This window comes from Streptomyces sp. NPDC053367 (genome assembly GCF_044545925.1).
Taxonomy (GTDB): Bacteria; Actinomycetota; Actinomycetes; order Streptomycetales; family Streptomycetaceae; genus Streptomyces.
Window position 1 is genome coordinate 25,542 of the sequence record NZ_JBITYN010000013.1, and the last position, 19,231, is coordinate 44,772.

Consider the following 19,231-nt stretch of genomic DNA (forward strand, 5'->3'; position numbering starts at 1 on the left):
GCGGTGAGGGCCTTCGGACGATAGGGGTTGTGACCCCCGAAGGCCCCCTCATAGCGTGACGGCCATGACCCCTTCGCAGAAATGGTCGGCCGTCGTCGTCGGCGGTACAGGATTTCTCGGGCGGCATGTGTGCGCGGCACTCGCCCGACGCGGCCACACGGTACTGGCGACCGGCAGGAAACCGAATGTGAAGGGATTCCCGCGGGCGGAATTCCGGGTCCTGGACATGCTGACGGCGCAGCCCGGCGAACTGACCGCGATCGCCCGGTCCGCCCAGGTCGTCGTCAACGCCGCCGGCGACAGCTGGGAGGGCTCCGAGGAGGCCATGACCGCCTCGCACGGCCCCCTCGTCGAACGGCTGGTGGAAGCGACCGCCGCCATGGACGGCACACCCCGGCTGATCCAGCTCGGCAGCGTCCACGAGTACGGGCCCGTCCCGCCCGGCACCGTCATCACCGAGGACCGCCCCGAGGCACCCGTCAGCGTGTTCGCGCGCACCAAACTGGCGTCCGCCCGCACGGTCCTGGACGCCACCCGCGCCGGCCTCGTCGACGGCTGCGTGCTGCGCGTGACCAACGTCTGCGGACCCGGCACCCCCCGCGGCAGCTTCCTGGGCGCCCTGGCGGAGAAGCTGCTGCGCGCCGGCGCGGACGCGCCCGCCTCGTTCACCGTCGTCGACGACCACCGTGACTTCGTCGACGTCCGCGACGTCGCCGAGGCGGTGGCCCTCGCCGCCGCGCCGGGCGCCCCTGTCACCGGACGGGTCGTCAACATCGGCCAGGGCCGGGCCACCGCCCTGCGCGACCTGGTGGACTGGCTGGTCGCCGCCTCCGCGGTGCCCCCGCACCTCGTCCGCGAGGAGAAGGCGCCCGTGACCAGCTTCGGCGGCAACTGGACCCAGTCCGACATCGGCCTCGCCCGCGAACTGCTCGGCTGGTCCCCGCACGTCCCTCTGCCCTCCTCCGTCCGCGACCTGTGGACGGCCGCCGCAGGCCGGCCCACCGTCGCCGCGGCCCGTACCGAAGGACAGTGATGCAGTACACCGCTCTCGGCCGTACCGCCCTCCAGGTGAGCCGCGTCTGCCTGGGCACGCTGAACCTCGGCGTCCGGGCGAGCGAACCGGACAGCTTCGCCCTGATGGACACCGCGCTCGACCGCGGCGTCAACTTCTTCGACACCGCCAACCAGTACGGCTGGCAGAAGCACAAGGGATACACCGAGGAACTCCTCGGACGCTGGTTCGCCCAGGGCGGCGGCCGGCGCGAGAAGGTCGTCCTCGGCACCAAGGTCTTCAACCCGATGTCGGACTGGCCCAACGACTCCGGCCTGTCGGCCCGGCACATCATCGCCTCCTGCGAGGCGTCCCTGCGCCGCCTGAATACCGACTGGATCGACCTGTTCCAGATGCACCACGTCGACCGCCAGGCCCCCTGGGAGGAGGTGTGGCAGGCGATGGAGACCCTCACCCTCCAGGGCAAGGTCCGCTACGTCGGCTCCTCCAACTTCGCCGGCTGGCACATCGCCGAGGGCCAGGAGGCCGCCGAGCGCCGCCGGTTCCTCGGCATCGTCTCCGAACAGAGCGTGTACAACCTCGTCACCCGGCACGTCGAGCTGGAGGTGATCCCCGCCTCCCGGCGCTACGGCGTCGCCGTCCTCGCCTGGTCCCCGCTGCACGGCGGGCTCCTCGGCGGGGCCCTGCGCAAACTCGCCGACGGTACGGCCGTCAAGACCGCCCAGGGCCGCGCCGCCCAGGCCCTCGACCGCCACCGCGAGGCCGTCGCCTCCTACGAGAAACTGTGCGACAGCCTCGGCCTCGACCCGGCCGAGGTGGGCCTGGCCTGGGTGATGTCCCGCCCCGGAGTGACCGCCCCGGTCATCGGCCCCCGCGACCTCGCCCAGCTCGACAGCGCCCTGCGCGCCCTCGAACTCCGGCTGCCCGACGAGGTGCTGGCCGAACTCGACGTCCTCTTCCCACCGGTCGGCAACGGCGGCCCGGGCCCGGAGGCATGGGCATGGTGAGCTACCCGACCCAGCAGGAGCGGCTGCGCAGGTCGGCCGCCGCAGTCGACAGCCCCATCGGCACCCTGGCCGGCTTCCGGCAGTGGTTCGGCGAACTCGCCGACGCCGACGAGACCCTGGTCGAGCCGATCACCTTCGACGCGATGCGCGGCTGGACCTTCCAGCCCGGCACCCTGAACCTGGTGCACGACAGCGGCCGGTTCTTCGCCGTGGAGGGCATCCAGGTCCGCATGCCCGGCCGGTCCGTCGCGCAGTGGGGCCAGCCCATCCTCAACCAGCCCGAGATCGGGATCCTCGGCATCCTCGCCAAGGAGTTCGACGGCATCCTGCACTTCCTGATGCAGGCCAAGAGCGAACCCGGCAACCAGGGCGGCGTCCAGCTCTCGCCCACCGTCCAGGCCACCCGCAGCAACTACACGCGCGTGCACCAGGGAAAGCCCGTCCCCTACCTGGAGTACTTCCGCCGGCCCGACCGCCACACCGTCCTCGCCGACGTCCGGCACTCCGAGCAGGGCAGCTGGTTCTACCGCAAACGCAACCGCAACATGATCGTCGAAGTGCCCCCGCAGGACCACGTCCAGGTCAGAGAGGGCTTCCGCTGGCTCACCCTCGGCCAGCTGCACCGCCTGCTCGCCGAGGAGGACGTCGTCAACATGGACGCCCGCAGCGTCCTGGCCTGTCTGCCGTACTCCGCCCTCGACGCCCTCGGTCCCGACGACGCCGGAGCCCTGCCCGGCGACGGCCGCCCCCCGGCCGGCCTGCACTCCACCACGGACATCCTCAGCTGGGTCACCGGCATCCGCAGCGAACGCGAGGTGCTCACCGACCTCGTGCCGCTCAGCCAGGTGCCGCAGTGGAGCCGCTCCGCCGACCGCATCACCCACGACACCGGCCGCTTCTTCAGCATCATGGCCGTGGACGTACGCTCCACCGGCCGTGAGGTCGCCCACTGGACCCAGCCGCTGCTCGCCCCGCACGGCCCGGGCGTCGTCGCCTTCCTGCTGGCCGACTTCGACAAGGTCCCGCACGTCCTGGTGCACGCCCGCGCCGAACCCGGCTACACCGACGTCGTCGAACTGGCGCCCACCGTGCAGTGCACCCCCTCCAACTACGACCACCTGCCCGACGAGGCGGCACCGCCCTTCCTCGAACAGGTGCTGCAGGCCCCGGCCGAGCGCGTCCTGTTCGACACCGCCCTGTCCGAAGAGGGCGGGCGCTTCTACCACGCCCTTAACCGCTACCTCGTCGTGGAGGCCGACCCGGCGGACGTCCCCGCCGAGACCCCGGACCACCGCTGGATCGCCGTGCACCAGCTGGTCGGCCTGCTGCGGCACAGCCACTACCTGAACGTGGAGGCGCGGACCCTCGTGGCCTGCCTGAACGGCCTCGCCCTCCACCCCGAGACGACCTCGTTCGCCCCGACGGAGGACCCACAGTGCGGGAGATAGCCGAAGCAGCCCTGGCTCCGGACACCGACGCGGACGGCTTCGGCGCGCTGCCGGTGCCGGACCACTACCGCGGCGCCGTCCTGCGGCGGGAGGACCGGGAGATGTTCCACGGCATGGCGACCGCGGACAAGGACCCGGCCAAGAGCCTGCACGTACGCGAGGTGCCGACCCCCGAACCCGGCCCCGGCGAGGCCCTGATCGCGGTCATGGCCAGCTCCGTCAACTACAACACCGTCTGGAGCGCCATCTTCGAGCCGGTCCCCACCTTCTCCTTCCTGGAGCGCTACGCCCGCTCCGACGCACCCGGCGCGGCCCGGCACGACCAGCCGTACCACGTCCTCGGCTCGGACCTGTCCGGCATCGTCCTGCGCACCGGCCCGGGCGTACGCCGCTGGAAGCCCGGCGACCGGGTCGTCGCGCACTGCCTGTCCATCGAACTGCGCTCGCCGGACGGCCACGACGACACGATGCTCGACCCCGACCAGCGCATCTGGGGCTTCGAGACCAACTACGGCGGGCTCGCCGAGCTCTCCCTGGTCAAGGAGAACCAGCTGATGCCCATGCCGGCCCACCTCACCTGGGAGGAGGCGGCCGCCTCCGGGCTGGTCAACTCGACCGCCTACCGCCAGCTCGTCTCGCGCAACGGCGCCCGGATGAAGCAGGGCGACGTGGTCCTCGTCTGGGGCGCGGCCGGCGGCCTGGGCTCGTACGCCACCCAGCTCGTCCTCAACGGCGGCGGCATCCCCGTGTGCGTCGTCTCCGGGCGGCGCAAGGCCGACCTCGTCCGCTCCATGGGCGCCGAACTGGTCATCGACCGGGCGGAGGAGGACTACCGCTTCTGGAAGGACCCCACGACCCCCGACCCGAAGGAGTGGCGGCGCTTCGGCTCCCACATCCGCCGGCTGACCGGCGGCGAGGACCCCGACATCGTCCTCGAACACCCCGGGCGGGACACCTTCGGCGCGTCGGTGTACGTCACCCGCCGCGGCGGGACCGTCGTCACCTGCGCCTCCACCACCGGCTACCGCCACGAGTACGACAACCGCTACCTGTGGATGTCGCTCAAGCGGATCGTCGGCAGCCACTTCGCCAACTACACCGAGGCGTGGGCCGCGAACCGCCTCATCGCCCGGGGCATGGTGCACCCCACCCTGTCCACGGTGTACCCGCTGTCCGCGGTGGGCACGGCGGCCCAGGACGTGCACCGCAACCGCCACTCCGGCAAGGTCGGGGTGCTGTGCCTGGCGCCCCGTGAAGGGCTCGGTGTGCGCGACGAACAGCTCAGGCAGCGCCACCTGGCCGCCATCAACCGGTTCCGCACCGACGCCGGCTGACGTGCCGTCGCGGGCCACCCCCCGATGGCGGGGACTGATCGCCGGCGGCACCCGGACCCTGCCGGTCGCCTACGTCCCGGTCGCCCACGGCCGGAGCGCCACGACCGGCGTGGTGATCGACTCCCTCGACGACCTGCGCGTGCTGTTCCGCGGCGTCCCGCTGGACACGGTGTCGCCGTCGCTGCCGGCCGACGCACCGGCCGCGCTGCTGCTCGCGCTGTACCGGCTGGTCGCCGAGGAGCAGGGGGTGAGCGCGCGCCGGCTGACCGGCACGCTCCGCACCGACGCGCCGGGGCGGCGGCTGTTCCCACCCGAGCCGTCCCGGCGGCTGCTCGCGGACCTGGCCGCGTACCGCGAGGCCGAACTCCCCAGGTGGACCACCACCCCACGCCGTGCCCGGCCGCGCGTCCCGGGCGCGGCCGGCCCGCGGCGCCCCGAGCCGCTGACCCTGCGCTTCCACGCCGACGCGTACGACGGTGCCGTACCGGCGGCAGGCCCCCGGCACGCCGAACGCCTGGCGAAGCTCCGCGCCTGGCGCTGCCAGGACCGGCTCGACGACGCCCTCCACCTGATCCGGAAGGCGGCGGCCGGCACCGACAACGTGCTCCACCCGATCAGCACGGCCCTCGCCGCGGGAGCGACCACCGCGGAGGTGTGCCAGGCCCTGCACGAGGCCTGGGGGACCTAGGGGACCCAGGGCCCGACCGGCGGGCGCCCTCCGGCCCGCCCGCATCCCCCGCCCCGGCTCGCGGCTATCCTCGTCGGCAGCCGTAGACGAGGAGTTGAACCGTGTCCGAGACCGCGCCGCGCCCGACCCTGGAGGCCGTGGCCGCGCGGGCCGGGGTGTCACGGGCCACCGCCTCCCGTGTCGTCCGGGGCGGCGACGGTGTGCGCGGCCCCCTGGTGGAGAAGGTCCTGCGCGCCGTCGAGGAGCTGGGGTACGTCCCCAACCAGGCGGCGCGCAGCCTGGTGACGCGGCGGCACGACGCCGTCGCGGTCGTCGTCGCCGAACCCGAGACGCGCGTGTTCGCCGACCCGTTCTTCGCGCTCCATCTGCGCGGCATCAGCAAGGAACTGACCGCCCACGACAACCAGCTCGTGCTGCTTCTCACCGAGGGCCGCGAGGACCACGCCCGGGTGGGCCGCTACCTCGCCGCCGGACACGTCGACGGGGCGCTGGTGTTCTCGCTGCACCTCGACGACCCGCTGCCCGGGCTGATCCGGCGGGCCGGGGTCCCGGCCGTGTTCGGCGGACGCCCCGGCTGGGCCGACGGGGCGGGCGAGGACGCCGCGCCGACCGTGTACGTGGACTGCGACAACAGGGGCGGCGCGCGGGACGCCGTACGGCATCTGGCGGGGCTCGGCCGTACGCGGATCGCGCACATCGCGGGCCCGCCGGACCAGACGTCGGCCGTGGACCGGCTCGACGGCTACCGGGACGTGGTGGGCGAGACGGATCCCGGGCTGGTCGCGCAGGGCGACTTCACGCCGGCCGGCGGGGAGCGGGCGATGCGCGAACTGCTCGACCGGTGCCCCGGCCTGGACGCGGTGTTCGCCGCCAACGACCTGTCCGCGGCGGGCGCCCTGCGCGTGCTGCGCGAGCACGGGCGGCGCGTGCCCGAGGACGTCGCCCTGATCGGCTTCGACGACCTGCTGCCGGTCGCCGAGCAGACCGACCCGCCCCTGACCACGGTCCGTCAGGACATCGAGCAGATGGGCCGCCTGATGGCCCGCCTGCTCCTCGACCGCCTCGGCGGCACCACCGCTGCGCTCCCGGACGCCACCATCCTGCCGACCACACTGGTGCGCCGGGCGAGCGCCTAGGTGTATTGACCCGCAGCGTTGTTCACACGGCTGATCGGTGGCTGGCCTCCGAGTGCGGTGTGGCAGCGGTGGTGGTTGTAGGTGTGGAGGAAGTCTGCCAGGGCGGCGGTGCGTTCGGCGTTGCTGGTGTAGGGCCGCTGGTAGGCCCATTGGTCGAGCAGGGTGCGGTTGAAGCGTTCGACCTTGCCGTTGGTCTGTGGCCGGTAGGTGCGGGTGAGCTTGCCGGCCGCGCCGAGGTCGGCCAGCGCCTGCCGCCAGGCGAGGCTCTTGCGGTAGGGCCAGGCGTTGTCGGTCAGGACCCGCTCGACGCGGGTGATGCCGTGCCCGGCGAAGAAGACGGCGGCTCGCCGCAGGAAGGCGGCGCAGGTGACGGCGTTCTCGTCCGGGTGGACCTCGCTGTAGGCCAGGCGGGAGTGGTCGTCGACGGCGGAGTGGATGTAATCGAAGCCCACGCTGCTGCGCCGGGTCCGGCCGGCCTGGCGGCCCAGTACCTTGTGGCCGCCGCCGTCGGGGATGCGGCCGAGCTTCTTGACGTCCACGTGGACCAGCTCGCCGGGCCGGTCGCGTTCGTAGCGACGGATGACCTGGCCGGTGGGCCGGTCCAGGTGGGCCAGGCGGTTCAGGCCGTGCCGGGTCAGGATCCGGTGCACGGTCGAGGCGGGCAGACCCAGGACCGGTCCGAGCCGTGCGGGACCGAGCTTGCGGACCTGCCGCTCGTGACACACTCGGGCCTCGACGGCGTCCGCCGTGCGATGCGGAGTCGTTCGTGGCCTGCTGGAGCGGTCGGCGAGGCCGGCCTCACCCTCGGCCCGCCAGCGGCGGACCCACTTGTGGGCTGTGGCTCGTGAGATGCCCATCTCTGCGGCGACATGCGCGACGGGACGGCCGCAGCGGACACGCTCGACGAGCAGCCTCCTGCCGTGAACGGTCAGCCGGGCATTACGGTGGGACACGAAGACCTCCGTGCGGTGCAGTCCTAGACACCTCCACCACACCGGAGGTCTTCGCCATGATCAAGCGCCCACGCGTGTCAACAACGCTGCTGGTCAATACACCTAGGGCCTGTCCGACACTTCCCGCCTGTGCCGCGACGACTGGCCCTAGCCGCGGGGCTCGACGACGGCGAACCTGGCGCCGTACGGGTCGGTCAGCCGGGCGGCGCGGCCGATGTCCGGGACGTCGGTGGGAGGCGTGTGGACCGTGCCGCCCAGTTCCTGGACCCGGGCGGCGGTCGCGTCGGTGTCGGTGACCTCGATGAACACCAACCAGTGGGGGTCACCGGTCTCGCCGGACTCCGCGTCCAGCGGGACCAGCCGGCCGAACCTGGCCTCCTCGTCCCGGCCCGCCGGGTTGACGCAGGTGTGGAAGCCGCCGGTGAAGCTGAGCGAGGAGGTCTCCCAGCCGAGCACCCGGTGGTAGAAGCCGGCCGCCGCGGCGATGTCCGGCGTGTACAGCTCCAGCCAGCGCAGCGCGCCGGGCGCCCGCACCAGGTCCACGCCCTTGTTCGCTCCGGGCTGCCAGATGCCGAACGGCACGCCCGACCGGTCGCCGAGGATCGCCATACGGCCCTGGTCCGTCACGTCCATCGGCTGGAACACGACCGAGCCGTGCGCGTCCTGGGCGGCCTCGGCGGTGGCGTCGGCGTCGGGGCTCTGGAAGTACACGGTCCACGACGGCGGGCCCTGCTCGGGCGTGGTCCGCATGCCGCCGGCGACGGTCCGGCCGTCGAGCTGGAACAGCCCGTACCCGCCGACCTCGGGGCCGCCGGGGACGAACCGCCAGCCGAACAGGGCGCGGTAGAAGGAGGCCGCGCCCTCGATGTCCGGTGTGCCGACGTCGATCCAGTTCGGAGCGCCGTGGTCGAAACGGGTGGTGGACATCATCGCCCTCCTCGGCAGGGGCCGGCTGTCTGCACAGCCGAGTCTCGCACCGCCCACCGACAACCGCGCGCCGCCGTGCGCCGCGTGTCCGGGACGGGCATCATCGACCGGCCGGGTGCCCCGCCGTCCGCGCGTTGATCCCGCGTTGATCGAACGTTTTGCGCCGCCCGGCACGATCTCGTCCATGCACTACGACACCGTGACCCCGGCCTCCCCCTCCTGGCAGGCCCAGGCCCTGTGCGCGCAGACCGGGGCCGACTTCTTCTTCCCCGAGCCCGGCAGCTCGGTCCGCGAGGCCAAGCGCATCTGCGCCATGTGCGAGATGCGCCCGGCCTGCCTCGAGTACGCCCTGGAGCACGACGAGCGCTTCGGCGTCTGGGGCGGCCTGTCCGAGAAGGAACGCCTGACGCTGCGCCGCGCCGCCCGCTGACGCCCCGCCCCGGCGGGGCCGGCTCAGCCCGCCGCGCGGGCCGCCATACGGGCCTTGCGGGCAGCCAGCTTCTCGTCGAACTTGGCGGCCTCCGCGTCCAGGCCGCCCATGTACAGGCCCAGCTCCTCCTGTGCCTTCAGGCCCTCCGGGCCGAGGCCGTCGATCTCCAGGACCTTCAGGAAGCGCAGGACGGGCTGGAGGACGTCGTCGTGGTGGATGCGGAGGTTGTAGACCTCGCCGATCGCCATCTGCGCGGCGGCCCGCTCGAAGCCGGGCATGCCGTGGCCGGGCATCCGGAAGTTGACCACGACGTCGCGGACGGCCTGCATGGTGAGGTCGGGGGCGAGCTCGAAGGCGGCCTTGAGCAGGTTCCGGTAGAAGACCATGTGCAGGTTCTCGTCGGTCGCGATGCGCGCCAGCATCCGGTCGCACACCGGGTCGCCGGACTGGAAGCCGGTGTTGCGGTGCGAGATGCGCGTCGCCAGCTCCTGGAAGGCGACGTAGGCGATGGAGTGCAGCATCGAGTGCCGGTTGTCCGACTCGAAGCCCTCACTCATATGAGCCATGCGGAAACGTTCCAGCTGGTCCGGGTCCACCGCGCGGGACGCCAGCAGGTAGTCCCGCATGACGATGCCGTGCCGGCCCTCCTCCGCCGTCCAGCGGTGCACCCAGGTGCCCCAGGCGCCCTCCCGGCCGAACAGCGTCGCGATCTCGTGGTGGTAGCTGGGGAGGTTGTCCTCGGTCAGCAGGTTGACGACCAGCGCGATCCGGCCGATCTCGGTGACCTTCGACTGCTCCTTGTCCCAGGCCTCGCCGTCCTCGAAGAGGCCCGGGAAGTTACGGCCGTCGCTCCACGGCACGTACTCGTGCGGCATCCAGTCCTTGGCGACCTTCAGGTGCCGGTTCAGCTCGGTCTCGACGACTTCCTCCAGTGCGTACAGCAGCCGGGCGTCGGTCCAGACGGAGGGGCTGCCGAGTTGGGGGGAAGTGATCGTCACGGGTACTCCATGGGGACGGGGGTGCTGGGGGTACCCTCAGGCCCTTGGGGCACTGGGGGCGAAGCCGCCGGCGCGCGGCACCGAACCTACGGGATCGTAGGCTACGAATCCGTAGGTTACGAAGCCGTAGGTTAAGCGCGCGGTAAGGAAGCCTGTCAAGATCCCTGGTCAGCAACCCGCGCCGGACATGCGGACAGCCCCGGGACCCGCAGGTCCCGGGGCTGTCCGGGGGGCCGGCTCACCCGGTCAGGCGTACAGCTCCCGCAGCCGCACCGAGAGGCACGTCACACAACCCTCGAGCTTCTCGAACTCGGAGATGTCCACCACGACGGGCGCGTAGCCCAGCGAGGCGTACAGCTCGGCGGTCTTCGGCGCGCTCGCCGCCATCAGCAGCTCGTTGCCGCCGAGCAGCACCACATGCGCCCCCGACTCCTCCGGAACCGGCAGGAAACGCCCGAACAGCGACGGCGTGTCCATCATCGGGATGTGCCCGACGACCGTCCCGTCCGGCAGCGCGGTCACCGCCGTCTTCAGGTGCAGCACCTTCGTCACCGGCACCGACACCACCCGCGCGCCCAGCGGCTCGAAGGCGGCCCGCAGCTGCTGGACCCCGGCCGCGTTGGTGCGCCCGCCCCGCCCGACGTAGATCGTGTCGCCGATCTTCAGCACGTCGCCGCCGTCCAGGGTGCCCGGCTCCCAGATCCAGTTCACCGAGCAGCCGAGGCTCGCCACCGTCTCCTCGACGGCGGCGGTCTCCGCGCGCCGAGACTCCGCGCCGGGGCGCGAGATCAGCGCCACGTTCTTGTACATCACGACCGTGTCCTCGACGAACACCGCGTCCGGGCAGTCGTCGGCCGGCTCCACCTCGATGGTCTCCCAGCCGTGCTCGCGCAGCGCCTCGCCGTACGCCTCCCACTGCGCGACCGCCAGCTCCGGGTCCACCTCGGCGCGCTCGATGTGGGTGACGAGGCCGTCGGCGAGACGGGGGCCGGGGCGGCGGATGAGGGCCTTCTTGCTGGGCACGAGGTGTCTCCGTATCGGTGGGTCTTCGGCGGCGCGATGTCGCTGCGCCGCCCGGCCATCATGCAGTGCCGCCCGGTACGGACAAAACCCCCGCCGCCGGGCTGTGGCCCTCCTGAGATACTCGGCGGTAACCGAGCCCGGCCCGCGGCGGCGGCGCCCGGGCCCGACTACCCGACCTCCTCCGGCGTGGTCTCCCGCACCTCTCCCTCCTCCAGCAGCAGCCAGCGCGTGATGCCGATCGACCGCAGGAACGGCAGGTCGTGGCCGGCCACGATCAGCGCGCCCTCGTAGGACTCCAGGGCCGAGGTGAGCTGCCGTACGCTCGCCATGTCCAGGTTGTTCGTCGGCTCGTCCAGCATCAGCAGCTGCGGGGCCGGGTCGGCCAGCATCAGCGCGGCCAGCGCCGCCCGGAAGCGCTCGCCGCCGGACAGGGTGCCGGCCTGCTGGTCGGCGCGGGCGCCCCGGAACAGGAAGCGGGCCAGCCGGGCCCGGATCCGGTTGTCGGTGGCCCCCGGCGCGAACCGGGCCACGTTCTCGGCGACCGTCAGCCCGTCGTCGAGCACGTCCAGGCGCTGCGGCAGGAACCGGTACGGCACATGCGTCACGGCCTCGCCCGACACCGGGGCCAGCTCCCCGGCGATCGTGCGCAGCAGCGTCGTCTTGCCCGAGCCGTTGCGCCCGATCAGCGCCACCCGCTCCGGCCCGTGCAGGTCGAGCCCGACCGGGACCCGGGGGCCGTGGACCGGCTCCAGGTCCCGCAGCGTGAGCACGGTCCGGCCCGGCGGTACGGCCGTGTACGGCAGGTCGACGCGGATCTCGTCGTCGTCCCGTACGGCCTCCGCGACCTCGTCGAGGCGCCCCTTGGCCTCGGCGAGCTTCTCCTCGTGCATGATGCGGTGCTTGCCGGCCGACACCTGGGCCGCCCGTTTGCGCGCCCCCATGACGATCTTCGGCTCGCGCTTCTGCTCGTACATCTTCTGGCCGTACCGCTTGCGGCGGGCCAGCTTCACCTGGGCGTCGACCAGTTCGCGCTTCTGCTTCTTCAGATCGGCCTCGGCCACCCGGACCATCCGCTCGGCCGCCTCCTGCTCGGCGGCGAGGGCCTCCTCGTAGGCGGAGTAGGGACCGCCGAACCAGGTGACCTCTCCGCCGCGCAGATCGGCGATCTGGTCGACCAGTTCGAGCAGTTCGCGGTCGTGGCTGACCACGACCATGACGCCCGGCCAGGACCGCACGGCCTCGTACAGCCTGCGGCGCGCGTACAGGTCGAGGTTGTTGGTCGGCTCGTCCAGCAGCAGCACGTCCGGGCGTCGCAGCAGCAGCGCGGCCAGCCGCAGCAGCACGGACTCACCGCCCGACAGCTCGCCGATCGTGCGGTCCAACCCGATGTGCCCGAGGCCGAGTTCGCCGAGCGTGGCCAGGGCGCGCTCCTCGACGTCCCAGTCGTCGCCGACCGTCTCGAAGTGCGCCTCGGACACGTCGCCCGCCTCGATGGCGTGCAGCGCGGCCCGCCGCTCGGCGATCCCGAGGGCCTCGTCGACCTTCAGGGCGGTGTCGAGCGTGACGTTCTGCGGCAGATGGCCGACCTCCCCCGCGACCCGCACGGTGCCGTCGGCCGGGGTGAGCTCACCGGCGATGAGCTTCAACAGGGTTGATTTCCCGGCCCCGTTGACGCCGACGAGTCCGGTGCGGCCGGGGCCGAAGGAGATGTCGAGGCCGTCGAGCACGGGCGTGCCGTCGGCCCAGGAGAAGGACAGGGAGGTACAGGTGATGGAAGTAGGCATGAAGGCGCCTCCGCGGTTGCTCGCAGTGATCAAGGGCAAACGCGTGTAGAGACACCGCGGCCACGGAAGCGGAAGAAGGAGCCCTGGGCAGGAAAAAAGCCCTGGTCGTCGAGAGGACGGCTCACATACCGAGGTCGCACGCGGCGGACCACACCTCAAGGGGTGTGACGCGGTGTCTCAGGACCTCAGTAGAGCAACGTCCTTCTCCGATCGGCGACAACAGGACCTCATACACCGTACGAGCGGCCTCACGGCCTGTCAACGCATTACCGGCGCTGGCCACCCCGACGGCGATGTCGGATTCCTGCCAGACCCCTGCCGTGCGGGGCTGGTTGAGTGAGCTGCATGACGAACCAGCACCTCCGTGACCTCGCTCTCGCCTTCCGCGCCCTGCACGTGCCCGGCCGCCCTCTCGTCCTGCCCAACGCCTGGGACCTGGCCAGTGCCCGTCTCGTCGAGGACGCCGGTGCCGCCGCCGTGGCCACCACCAGCGCCGGGGTCGCGTGGGCGCTCGGTACCGCCGACGGCGACCGATTGGAGCGGGAGACGGCGCTGGGGACCGTGGCGGGGATCGCCGCGGCCGTGCGGGTGCCGGTGACCGCGGACATCGAGAGCGGCTACGCGGCCGACGCGGCCGGCGTCGGCGACACCGTCCGGGCGGTCATCGCCGCCGGCGCGGTCGGCGTCAACCTCGAGGACGCCCGGTACGAGCCGGGCGCGGGCCCGCTGCGGCCGATCGCCGAGCAGGCCGAGAGGGTCACCGCCGCACGGGAGGCCGCGGACGCCGAGGGCGTGCCGCTGTTCGTCAACGCCCGCATCGACACCTTCCTGCGGGGCGCCGGGGGAGTGGACCTCACCCTGGAGCGGGCCGCCGCGTTCGTCGCGGCCGGGGCCGACGGGGTGTTCGTCCCCGGGGCCGTCGACCCGGGCACGGTGAAGCTCCTCGCCGACGGCATCGACGCGCCGCTGAACGTCATGGCGGGGCCCGGCGCGCCCCCGGTCGCCGAGCTGGCCGCGCTCGGCGTCGCGCGCGTCAGCGTCGGCGCCGGACTCGCCCTCGCCGTGCACGCCCTGACCCGCCGGGCCGCGCGGGAGCTGCTGGCCGACGGGACGTACCAGGCGCTGGCCGACGGGGCCGACTACGGCGAGCTGAACGCCCTGTTCGCACGGGAGCACTGATCCGCCTGGGCGGCGGGCCTCAGCAGGCGTCGCGCATCAGCTCCGCCAGATCGCGGTCCAGGTCGACCGCGAGGTGCTCACGGCCCACCGGCACCAGCTCGCCGGTCGCGTCCAGGAAGCGCCGTACCTCGGCCGAGTGCAGATGCACCACGGCGGTGCCCTCGGGGGCGCGGAACTCCAGCTCGGTGCGGTCGTAGCCGTACGGCCGCACCCGCACGTCGCCGTGCCCCTCCGCGCACTCCAGGCCCGCCGCCAGCAGCTCGCGGGCGAAGGTCCAGCACACCTCCACCCCCTCCAGGGTGGCCTGGGCCGGGAACGTCATATGGACGGCGAACGGGTCGCGCCCGTCGTAGAGAAGCGTCGCCGGGATGTGCTGCATCCGCGGCGTGGCGGCGACGAGACGGGCCTCGACGGGCTGCTCTATCACGGTGGACAAGGCCTTGCTCCCTTTGCGACGGCGGGACGGACTTCCGGGTGGATGAGGCCGGTCACAGGAAGAGACGTAGGAACCGGCCGCGGCGTGCACAGGTGTCTCCAGTGACCTCTGTCACCGTGTTCCATCACTGCGGCGACTCACTCCTCCCTTCTGCCGGTATCCCGGACGGGCCGCGGCACTCTGGACGGGGCCGGGGCGGTGGGCTAGCTTCGCGCGGCATGAGGCGTATGGGGAGCACGCGAGGGACGGGACGACCGGGACGCGGGGCGAAGGCGGTGGCGGCGGCGCTGTTGTGCGGGGCGGCGCTGGCCGCGCTGAGCGCCGTACCGGCACAGGCCCGGCAGGAGCACCGAGCACCGCACTGGGAGCTGAAGGACACCGGCACCCCCGAGGTCCGCTTCCGCGGCCTGGCCGCCGTCAGCCGGCAGGTCGCCTGGGTGTCCGGCAGCGCCGGAACGGTCCTGCGCACCACCGACGGCGGCGCGAGCTGGCGGAACGTCTCGCCGCCCGGCGCCGCGGAGCTGCAGTTCCGGGACATCGAGGCCTTCGACGCCCGGCGCGCGGTGGTGCTCGCCATCGGTGAGGGCGAGTCCTCCCGGGTGTACCGCACCGAGGACGGCGGCGCGACCTGGACCGAGTCCTTCCGCAACACCGACGCGCGGGCCTTCTACGACTGCCTCACCTTCTTCGACCACCGCCACGGCCTCGCCATGAGCGACCCGGTCGACGGCAGGTTCCGCATCCTGTCCACCGGCGACGGCGGCCGCACCTGGAGGGTCCTGCCGAGCGAGGGCATGCCCGCCGCGCTCGACGGCGAGGCCGGGTTCGCGGCGAGCGGCCAGTGCCTGGTGGCCTCCGGCCCGAAGGACGTGTGGCTCGCCACCGGCGGCGCCGCACGCGCGCGTGTCCTGCACTCCGCCGACCGGGGCCTGACCTGGACGGCCACCGACTCCCCGATCCCGGCCGGCGACCCCGCCCGAGGCGTGTTCGGCCTGGCCTTCCGCGACCGTACGCACGGTCTCGCCGTCGGCGGCGACTACCGCCCCGGTCAGGCGTCCCCGCAGGCCGCGGCGGACACCCGGGACGGGGGCCGCAGCTGGCGGCCCGCCGCCGCGCCCCCGGCCGCCTACCGCTCCGGGGTCGCCTGGCTCCCGCACAGCCGCACCGCCGCCCTCGCCGTCGGCCCCACCGGGACCGACCTCACCACCGACGCCGGCCGCACCTGGCGCACGGTCGACACCGGCTCCTACGACACCGTCGACTGCACCCCCGACCACGCCTGCTGGGCCTCCGGGGAGAAGGGCCGGGTGGCCCGGCTGGAGCGCTGACCGCTCCGCACGTGCCGTCACCGCGAGACATGGGTACCCGGTGACGGCACGTGAAAGGAGTGAGCGCACATGCCACGCGGTTCCAGCCCCAAGCGGGAACGCCAGTACGAGCACATCAAGGAGAGCGCGCTGGACCGGGGGGAGAGCAAGTCCCGCGCCGAGGAGATCGCCGCGCGCACCGTGAACAAGGAACGCGCCCGCTCCGGCGAGTCCAAGACCGCGAGCCGTACCTCGACCCAGGACATGTCGTCGGGCGAGCGGGGCGGCCGGCGCTCCGGCAAGGGTTCCCAGGGACCCACCTACGACCAGCTGTACGCGGAGGCCAAGCGCCGCAACATCCAGGGCCGTTCGGACATGAACAAGGCCCAGCTGCAGCGCGCCCTGGGCAAGTGAGCCTCAGCGAGGCGCCTCGCGGTACCGCTCCAGCGCGGGCGCCGTCCTCGTGGCGACGAACTCCGTGACGCGGTAGGCGCACACCCCGGCGGTGACGAACGGATCCTGTGCGACGACCCGTTCGATCGCGTCCCGGTCCTCGGCGACGGCGAGGATCATCCCGCCGTCGCGCGGCTCCTTGCGCCCCGACGCCAGGAACCGCCCTTGCGCGTACTGCTCGTCGAGCCAGGTCACATGCGCGGGGAGCAGGGCGTCGACGGCGTCCAGCGGTGCGGTGTAGCTCAGTTCGAGGACAAACATGATCGCGAGCCTACCCGCGGGGATCGTACGCTCGTGCCCATCATGACGACCGTACGCATTCCCGCGGGCTGGCCCGCGACCGAGGAGCAGGCCCGCGCGGTGCAGGACGAGCTGCGCGAGCGGGTGGTGCTCGACGAGCCGGGGCCGCCGCCGGGCACGGGCCGGGTGACCGGGGTCGACGTCGCCTACGACGACGAGCGCGACCTGGTCGCCGCGGCGGCCGTCGTGCTGGACGCGGCGAGCCTGGAGGTGGTGGCCGAGACGACCGCGGTCGGCCGGGTCTCCTTCCCCTACGTCCCCGGCCTGCTCGCCTTCCGCGAGCTCCCCACCGTCCGCGCGGCCCTCGACGCCCTGCCCTGCCCTCCCGGCCTGGTCGTCTGCGACGGCTACGGCCTCGCCCACCCCCGCCGCTTCGGCCTGGCCAGCCACCTGGGCGTGCTGACCGGGCTCCCCACGATCGGCGTCGCGAAGAACCCCTTCACCTTCAGCCACGACGAGCTCGCCACCCCGCGCGGCTCCACCGCGGCCCTCCTCGCCGGCGACGAGGAGGTCGGCCGTGCCCTGCGCACCCGCGAGGGGGTCAAGCCGGTCTACGTCTCCGTGGGACACCGCGTCTCCCTCGACAACGCCTGCGCCCACGTCCTGCACCTCACCCCGCGCTACCGCCTCCCGGAGACGACCCGGCACGCGGACGCCCTGTGCCGGAAGGCACTGCGGGAGGCGGCGGACGCCTGACCCCGGGTGTCACACCACCGGTGTGACAGCGATACTGCTGAACATGACGACCGACACGGACACGGGTACCGGCGAGCCGACGCTCACGATCGACGAGCTGGCCGCCCGCGCGGGAGTCACGGTCCGCACCGTGCGCTTCTACGGCACCAAGGGCCTGCTGCCGCCCCCGGTGATCGGCGCACGCCGGGTCGGCCACTACGGCCCCGAGCACCTGGCACGTCTCGCCCTGATCGAGGAGCTCCAGCGCCAGGGCATGACCCTCGCCGCGATCGAGCGCTATCTGCGCGCGCTGCCGCCCGGGCTGAGCGCGCACGACCTGGCGATCCACCGGGCCGTGGTGGCGTCCTGGGCGCCGGAGGCGGTGGAGTCGGTGACCCGCGAGGAACTGGCGCGGCTGGCCGGGCGGCCGCTCGCCGACGAGGACGTAAAGCGGCTCGCGGCGATGGACGTGATCGCCCGCGAGGCCGACGGCCGCTTCCGGGTGGACACCGGCCTGCTGCGGCTCGGCGTGGAACTGCTCGACGTACCGCTGTCGCAGGAGACGCTGCTCGCCGCCCGCACGGCCCTGATCGAGCACTCGCGGGCGGCGGCGGCCGACCTGTCGCGGCTCCTGCGCGAGGCCGTGGCCGAACGGGCCCCGCAGGAGGTGAAATCGCTCTCCGCGCACATGCACCCGCTGGTCGTCGAGGCCCTTCTGACGACGTTCCAGCGGTCGCTGCGCGAGGAGCTGCGCGCGTGGCTCACCGGCCCCGAGCCGGAGCCACGCGCCTGAACGCCGCTGTCAGCAGCGCGGGATCGGCCTGCTGTACGAGGTGGCGCCGGGTGTGGCCACGTACTGGTCGGTGACGTAGTGGCCGTTGTCGAGGCGGTTCCACACCGCGGTCGTGCCGACCGTGCTCCCGGCGCGCTGGCAGGTGACCCAGGCCAGACCGCCGTTGGGCAGCGTACCGACGGCCGTGTAGCCGTTGCCGGGGCCGCTGCGCTCGGTCAGGCCGCCCGCGGCGGTCGCCTGGTAGGGGTAGGCGCAGCGGGGCAGCGGGGCGCTGTAGCCGGTGCTCGACGGGGTGCTCGTGTAGTAGTCGGTGACGTACTGGCCGTTGCTGAGCTTGTTCCAGACGGAGGTCGTGCCGACCTTGCCGCCGGGGGTCTGGCAGACGACCCTGACGGCGGCGCCGGGGGCGTAGGTCGCGGCGACGGGATAGCCGGTGCCGGGCCCGGTGCGGGCGTTCAGCGGCGTCGTGCTGGTCACCTTGTAGGAGTACGCCACCGTGGCGACGGGCGCGTCGAGCCGGTTCGTGTCGATGTTGAGCCGGACGCCCCCGTACGTCTCGTCGTGGTCGCCCCGGAACTGCTTGACGCGCTGGTGCCGGGCCCACTTGGAGTCGGCGATGTTCGCCCAGCCCTTGAGGGAGTCGACCCCGTCGTAGCGGGCGATCCACAGTGCGTCGGGGCGGGCGTATGCGGTGGAGGTGTAGGCGTCGGAGAGCTGCTTGGCGCCGAGGTTGAGGTTCATGTAGACGCCGGAGACCCAGCCGACGCGGTGCAACTCCTTGGTCCAGGCGGAGAGGTAGGTCAGGACGGCGTTGCGGCAGCCGGTGTCGGTCTGGCTGTAGTGCTCGATGTCGTTGTAGAGCGCGCTGCCCGGCAGCATGCCGAGGGCCCGGGCCGCCTTGACGGCCTCGGTGGCGGCGGCGGTGCCCTGGGAGCGGGCGGTCGACAGGGTTCTGCTGATCTTGACGTCGGTCGGCCGGGCGCCGCAGGGCGGCTGGAGTCCCTTGTGGACGGGCAGCAGACGCCACCTCAGCCCGGACACCGACGCCACCCAGGAGGCGGTCAACTCGGGCTGGGCGCAGGTGCGGTTGACGCCGGAGACATAGACGCCGACGGCGCGGTACGGCGAGGCGCTCCAGGCTCGGATCGAGCTGAGCGGCGGGGCGGTGCAGGTGTCGAAGGCGAGACCGGAGTGACGGGTCGCGGTCGCGCCCGACGGATAGCCGACGGGAGTTGCCGGTTCGGCGGAAGCGGTGGGGGCGGCCGCCAGCACGGCGGCCGGGCCGAGGACACAGGAGGCGAGGACGGCGAGAAGTCTTCGCATGGCAGGGCGCTGGTACGACATGACG

The 19,231-nt window shown here is 72.9% G+C and carries 20 protein-coding genes; 12 read left to right on the forward strand and 8 right to left on the reverse strand.

Annotated elements, in window-relative coordinates; translation table 11 throughout:
• Nucleotides 1-64: 64 nt before the first annotated feature.
• The 6 genes from ACIGXJ_RS31640 (at nt 65) to ACIGXJ_RS31665 (ending at nt 6,625) form a co-directional block, all read left to right on the forward strand.
• Complete coding sequence (locus ACIGXJ_RS31640) at nt 65-1,033, forward strand: NAD-dependent epimerase/dehydratase family protein (protein WP_399652656.1); 969 nt, start codon at nt 65-67, stop codon at nt 1,031-1,033.
• Entirely contained in the window at nt 1,033-2,019 is a 987-nt protein-coding gene (locus tag ACIGXJ_RS31645; RefSeq protein ID WP_399652659.1) for an aldo/keto reductase, read from the forward strand. The genes ACIGXJ_RS31640 and ACIGXJ_RS31645 overlap by 1 nt, the downstream gene beginning before the upstream one ends.
• On the forward strand, nt 2,013-3,467 hold the full coding sequence (locus ACIGXJ_RS31650) for an NDP-hexose 2,3-dehydratase family protein (protein WP_399652661.1): 1,455 nt from the start codon (nt 2,013-2,015) through the stop codon (nt 3,465-3,467). Before ACIGXJ_RS31645 ends, ACIGXJ_RS31650 begins: the two co-directional genes overlap by 7 nt.
• A complete protein-coding gene (gene ccrA, locus ACIGXJ_RS31655; RefSeq protein ID WP_399652664.1) occupies nt 3,455-4,801 on the forward strand; it encodes a crotonyl-CoA carboxylase/reductase in 1,347 nt (448 codons plus the stop codon). The genes ACIGXJ_RS31650 and ccrA overlap by 13 nt, the downstream gene beginning before the upstream one ends.
• 1 nt (nt 4,802) lies before the next feature.
• Complete coding sequence (locus ACIGXJ_RS31660) at nt 4,803-5,489, forward strand: methylmalonyl-CoA mutase family protein (RefSeq protein ID WP_399652667.1); 687 nt, start codon at nt 4,803-4,805, stop codon at nt 5,487-5,489.
• 101 nt (nt 5,490-5,590) lie between these two features.
• A complete protein-coding gene (locus tag ACIGXJ_RS31665) occupies nt 5,591-6,625 on the forward strand; it encodes a LacI family DNA-binding transcriptional regulator (RefSeq protein ID WP_399652669.1) in 1,035 nt (344 codons plus the stop codon).
• Here the strand turns inward: ACIGXJ_RS31665 and ACIGXJ_RS31670 are convergent.
• Together ACIGXJ_RS31670 and ACIGXJ_RS31675 are read right to left on the reverse strand one after the other, a co-directional pair.
• On the reverse strand, nt 6,622-7,578 hold the full coding sequence (locus ACIGXJ_RS31670) for an IS481 family transposase (RefSeq protein WP_399652671.1): 957 nt from the start codon (nt 7,576-7,578) through the stop codon (nt 6,622-6,624). The genes ACIGXJ_RS31665 and ACIGXJ_RS31670 overlap by 4 nt on opposite strands.
• Nucleotides 7,579-7,725: 147 nt before the next feature.
• Nucleotides 7,726-8,505, reverse strand: coding sequence for a VOC family protein (locus ACIGXJ_RS31675; protein ID WP_399652674.1), 780 nt, complete (start codon nt 8,503-8,505; stop codon nt 7,726-7,728).
• Between the two features lie 184 nt (nt 8,506-8,689).
• On the opposite strand from ACIGXJ_RS31675, the gene ACIGXJ_RS31680 reads away from it, so the two are divergent.
• A complete protein-coding gene (locus tag ACIGXJ_RS31680; RefSeq protein ID WP_399652676.1) occupies nt 8,690-8,935 on the forward strand; it encodes a WhiB family transcriptional regulator in 246 nt (81 codons plus the stop codon).
• A gap of 23 nt (nt 8,936-8,958) precedes the next feature.
• Here ACIGXJ_RS31680 and ACIGXJ_RS31685 read toward each other — a convergent pair whose 3' ends face one another.
• From ACIGXJ_RS31685 to ACIGXJ_RS31695, 3 genes are all read right to left on the reverse strand, one after another.
• Entirely contained in the window at nt 8,959-9,933 is a 975-nt protein-coding gene (locus tag ACIGXJ_RS31685) for an acyl-ACP desaturase (RefSeq protein WP_399652678.1), read from the reverse strand.
• A gap of 246 nt (nt 9,934-10,179) precedes the next feature.
• On the reverse strand, nt 10,180-10,956 hold the full coding sequence (gene ddaH, locus ACIGXJ_RS31690; protein ID WP_399652681.1) for a dimethylargininase: 777 nt from the start codon (nt 10,954-10,956) through the stop codon (nt 10,180-10,182).
• A 167-nt stretch (nt 10,957-11,123) separates the two neighbouring features.
• Nucleotides 11,124-12,740: an ABC-F family ATP-binding cassette domain-containing protein gene (locus ACIGXJ_RS31695; RefSeq protein ID WP_399652683.1), complete on the reverse strand. Its 1,617-nt coding sequence runs from the start codon at nt 12,738-12,740 to the stop codon at nt 11,124-11,126.
• A 345-nt stretch (nt 12,741-13,085) separates the two neighbouring features.
• On the opposite strand from ACIGXJ_RS31695, the gene ACIGXJ_RS31700 reads away from it, so the two are divergent.
• Nucleotides 13,086-13,919, forward strand: coding sequence for an isocitrate lyase/phosphoenolpyruvate mutase family protein (locus ACIGXJ_RS31700; RefSeq protein ID WP_399652686.1), 834 nt, complete (start codon nt 13,086-13,088; stop codon nt 13,917-13,919).
• A 19-nt stretch (nt 13,920-13,938) separates the two neighbouring features.
• Here ACIGXJ_RS31700 and ACIGXJ_RS31705 read toward each other — a convergent pair whose 3' ends face one another.
• Complete coding sequence (locus ACIGXJ_RS31705; RefSeq protein ID WP_399652688.1) at nt 13,939-14,355, reverse strand: SsgA family sporulation/cell division regulator; 417 nt, start codon at nt 14,353-14,355, stop codon at nt 13,939-13,941.
• Between the two features lie 227 nt (nt 14,356-14,582).
• On the opposite strand from ACIGXJ_RS31705, the gene ACIGXJ_RS31710 reads away from it, so the two are divergent.
• Nucleotides 14,583-15,683 carry a WD40/YVTN/BNR-like repeat-containing protein gene (locus ACIGXJ_RS31710; protein ID WP_399652691.1) on the forward strand — a complete coding sequence of 367 codons (1,101 nt, stop codon included), beginning with the start codon at nt 14,583-14,585 and terminating at the stop codon, nt 15,681-15,683.
• Between the two features lie 69 nt (nt 15,684-15,752).
• Nucleotides 15,753-16,076 (forward strand): plasmid stabilization protein, encoded by a 324-nt coding sequence (locus ACIGXJ_RS31715; RefSeq protein ID WP_399652693.1) that lies wholly within the window; start codon nt 15,753-15,755, stop codon nt 16,074-16,076.
• Between the two features lie 3 nt (nt 16,077-16,079).
• On the opposite strand, the gene ACIGXJ_RS31720 is transcribed toward ACIGXJ_RS31715, so the two are convergent.
• Complete coding sequence (locus ACIGXJ_RS31720) at nt 16,080-16,376, reverse strand: YciI family protein (RefSeq protein ID WP_399652695.1); 297 nt, start codon at nt 16,374-16,376, stop codon at nt 16,080-16,082.
• Between the two features lie 42 nt (nt 16,377-16,418).
• Between ACIGXJ_RS31720 and ACIGXJ_RS31725 the strand changes: the two genes are divergently transcribed.
• Both ACIGXJ_RS31725 and ACIGXJ_RS31730 read left to right on the forward strand, forming a co-directional pair.
• Nucleotides 16,419-17,111, forward strand: a complete 693-nt coding sequence (locus ACIGXJ_RS31725; protein WP_399652698.1) for an endonuclease V — start codon at nt 16,419-16,421, stop codon at nt 17,109-17,111.
• Between the two features lie 43 nt (nt 17,112-17,154).
• The gene (locus ACIGXJ_RS31730; RefSeq protein WP_399652700.1) at nt 17,155-17,883 is read left to right on the forward strand and encodes a MerR family transcriptional regulator; all 729 of its coding nucleotides are present in this window, start codon (nt 17,155-17,157) and stop codon (nt 17,881-17,883) included.
• Nucleotides 17,884-17,892: 9 nt separating this feature from the next.
• Here the strand turns inward: ACIGXJ_RS31730 and ACIGXJ_RS31735 are convergent, their stop codons facing one another.
• On the reverse strand, nt 17,893-19,206 hold the full coding sequence (locus tag ACIGXJ_RS31735; protein WP_399652702.1) for a glycoside hydrolase domain-containing protein: 1,314 nt from the start codon (nt 19,204-19,206) through the stop codon (nt 17,893-17,895).
• Nucleotides 19,207-19,231 lie beyond the last annotated feature (25 nt).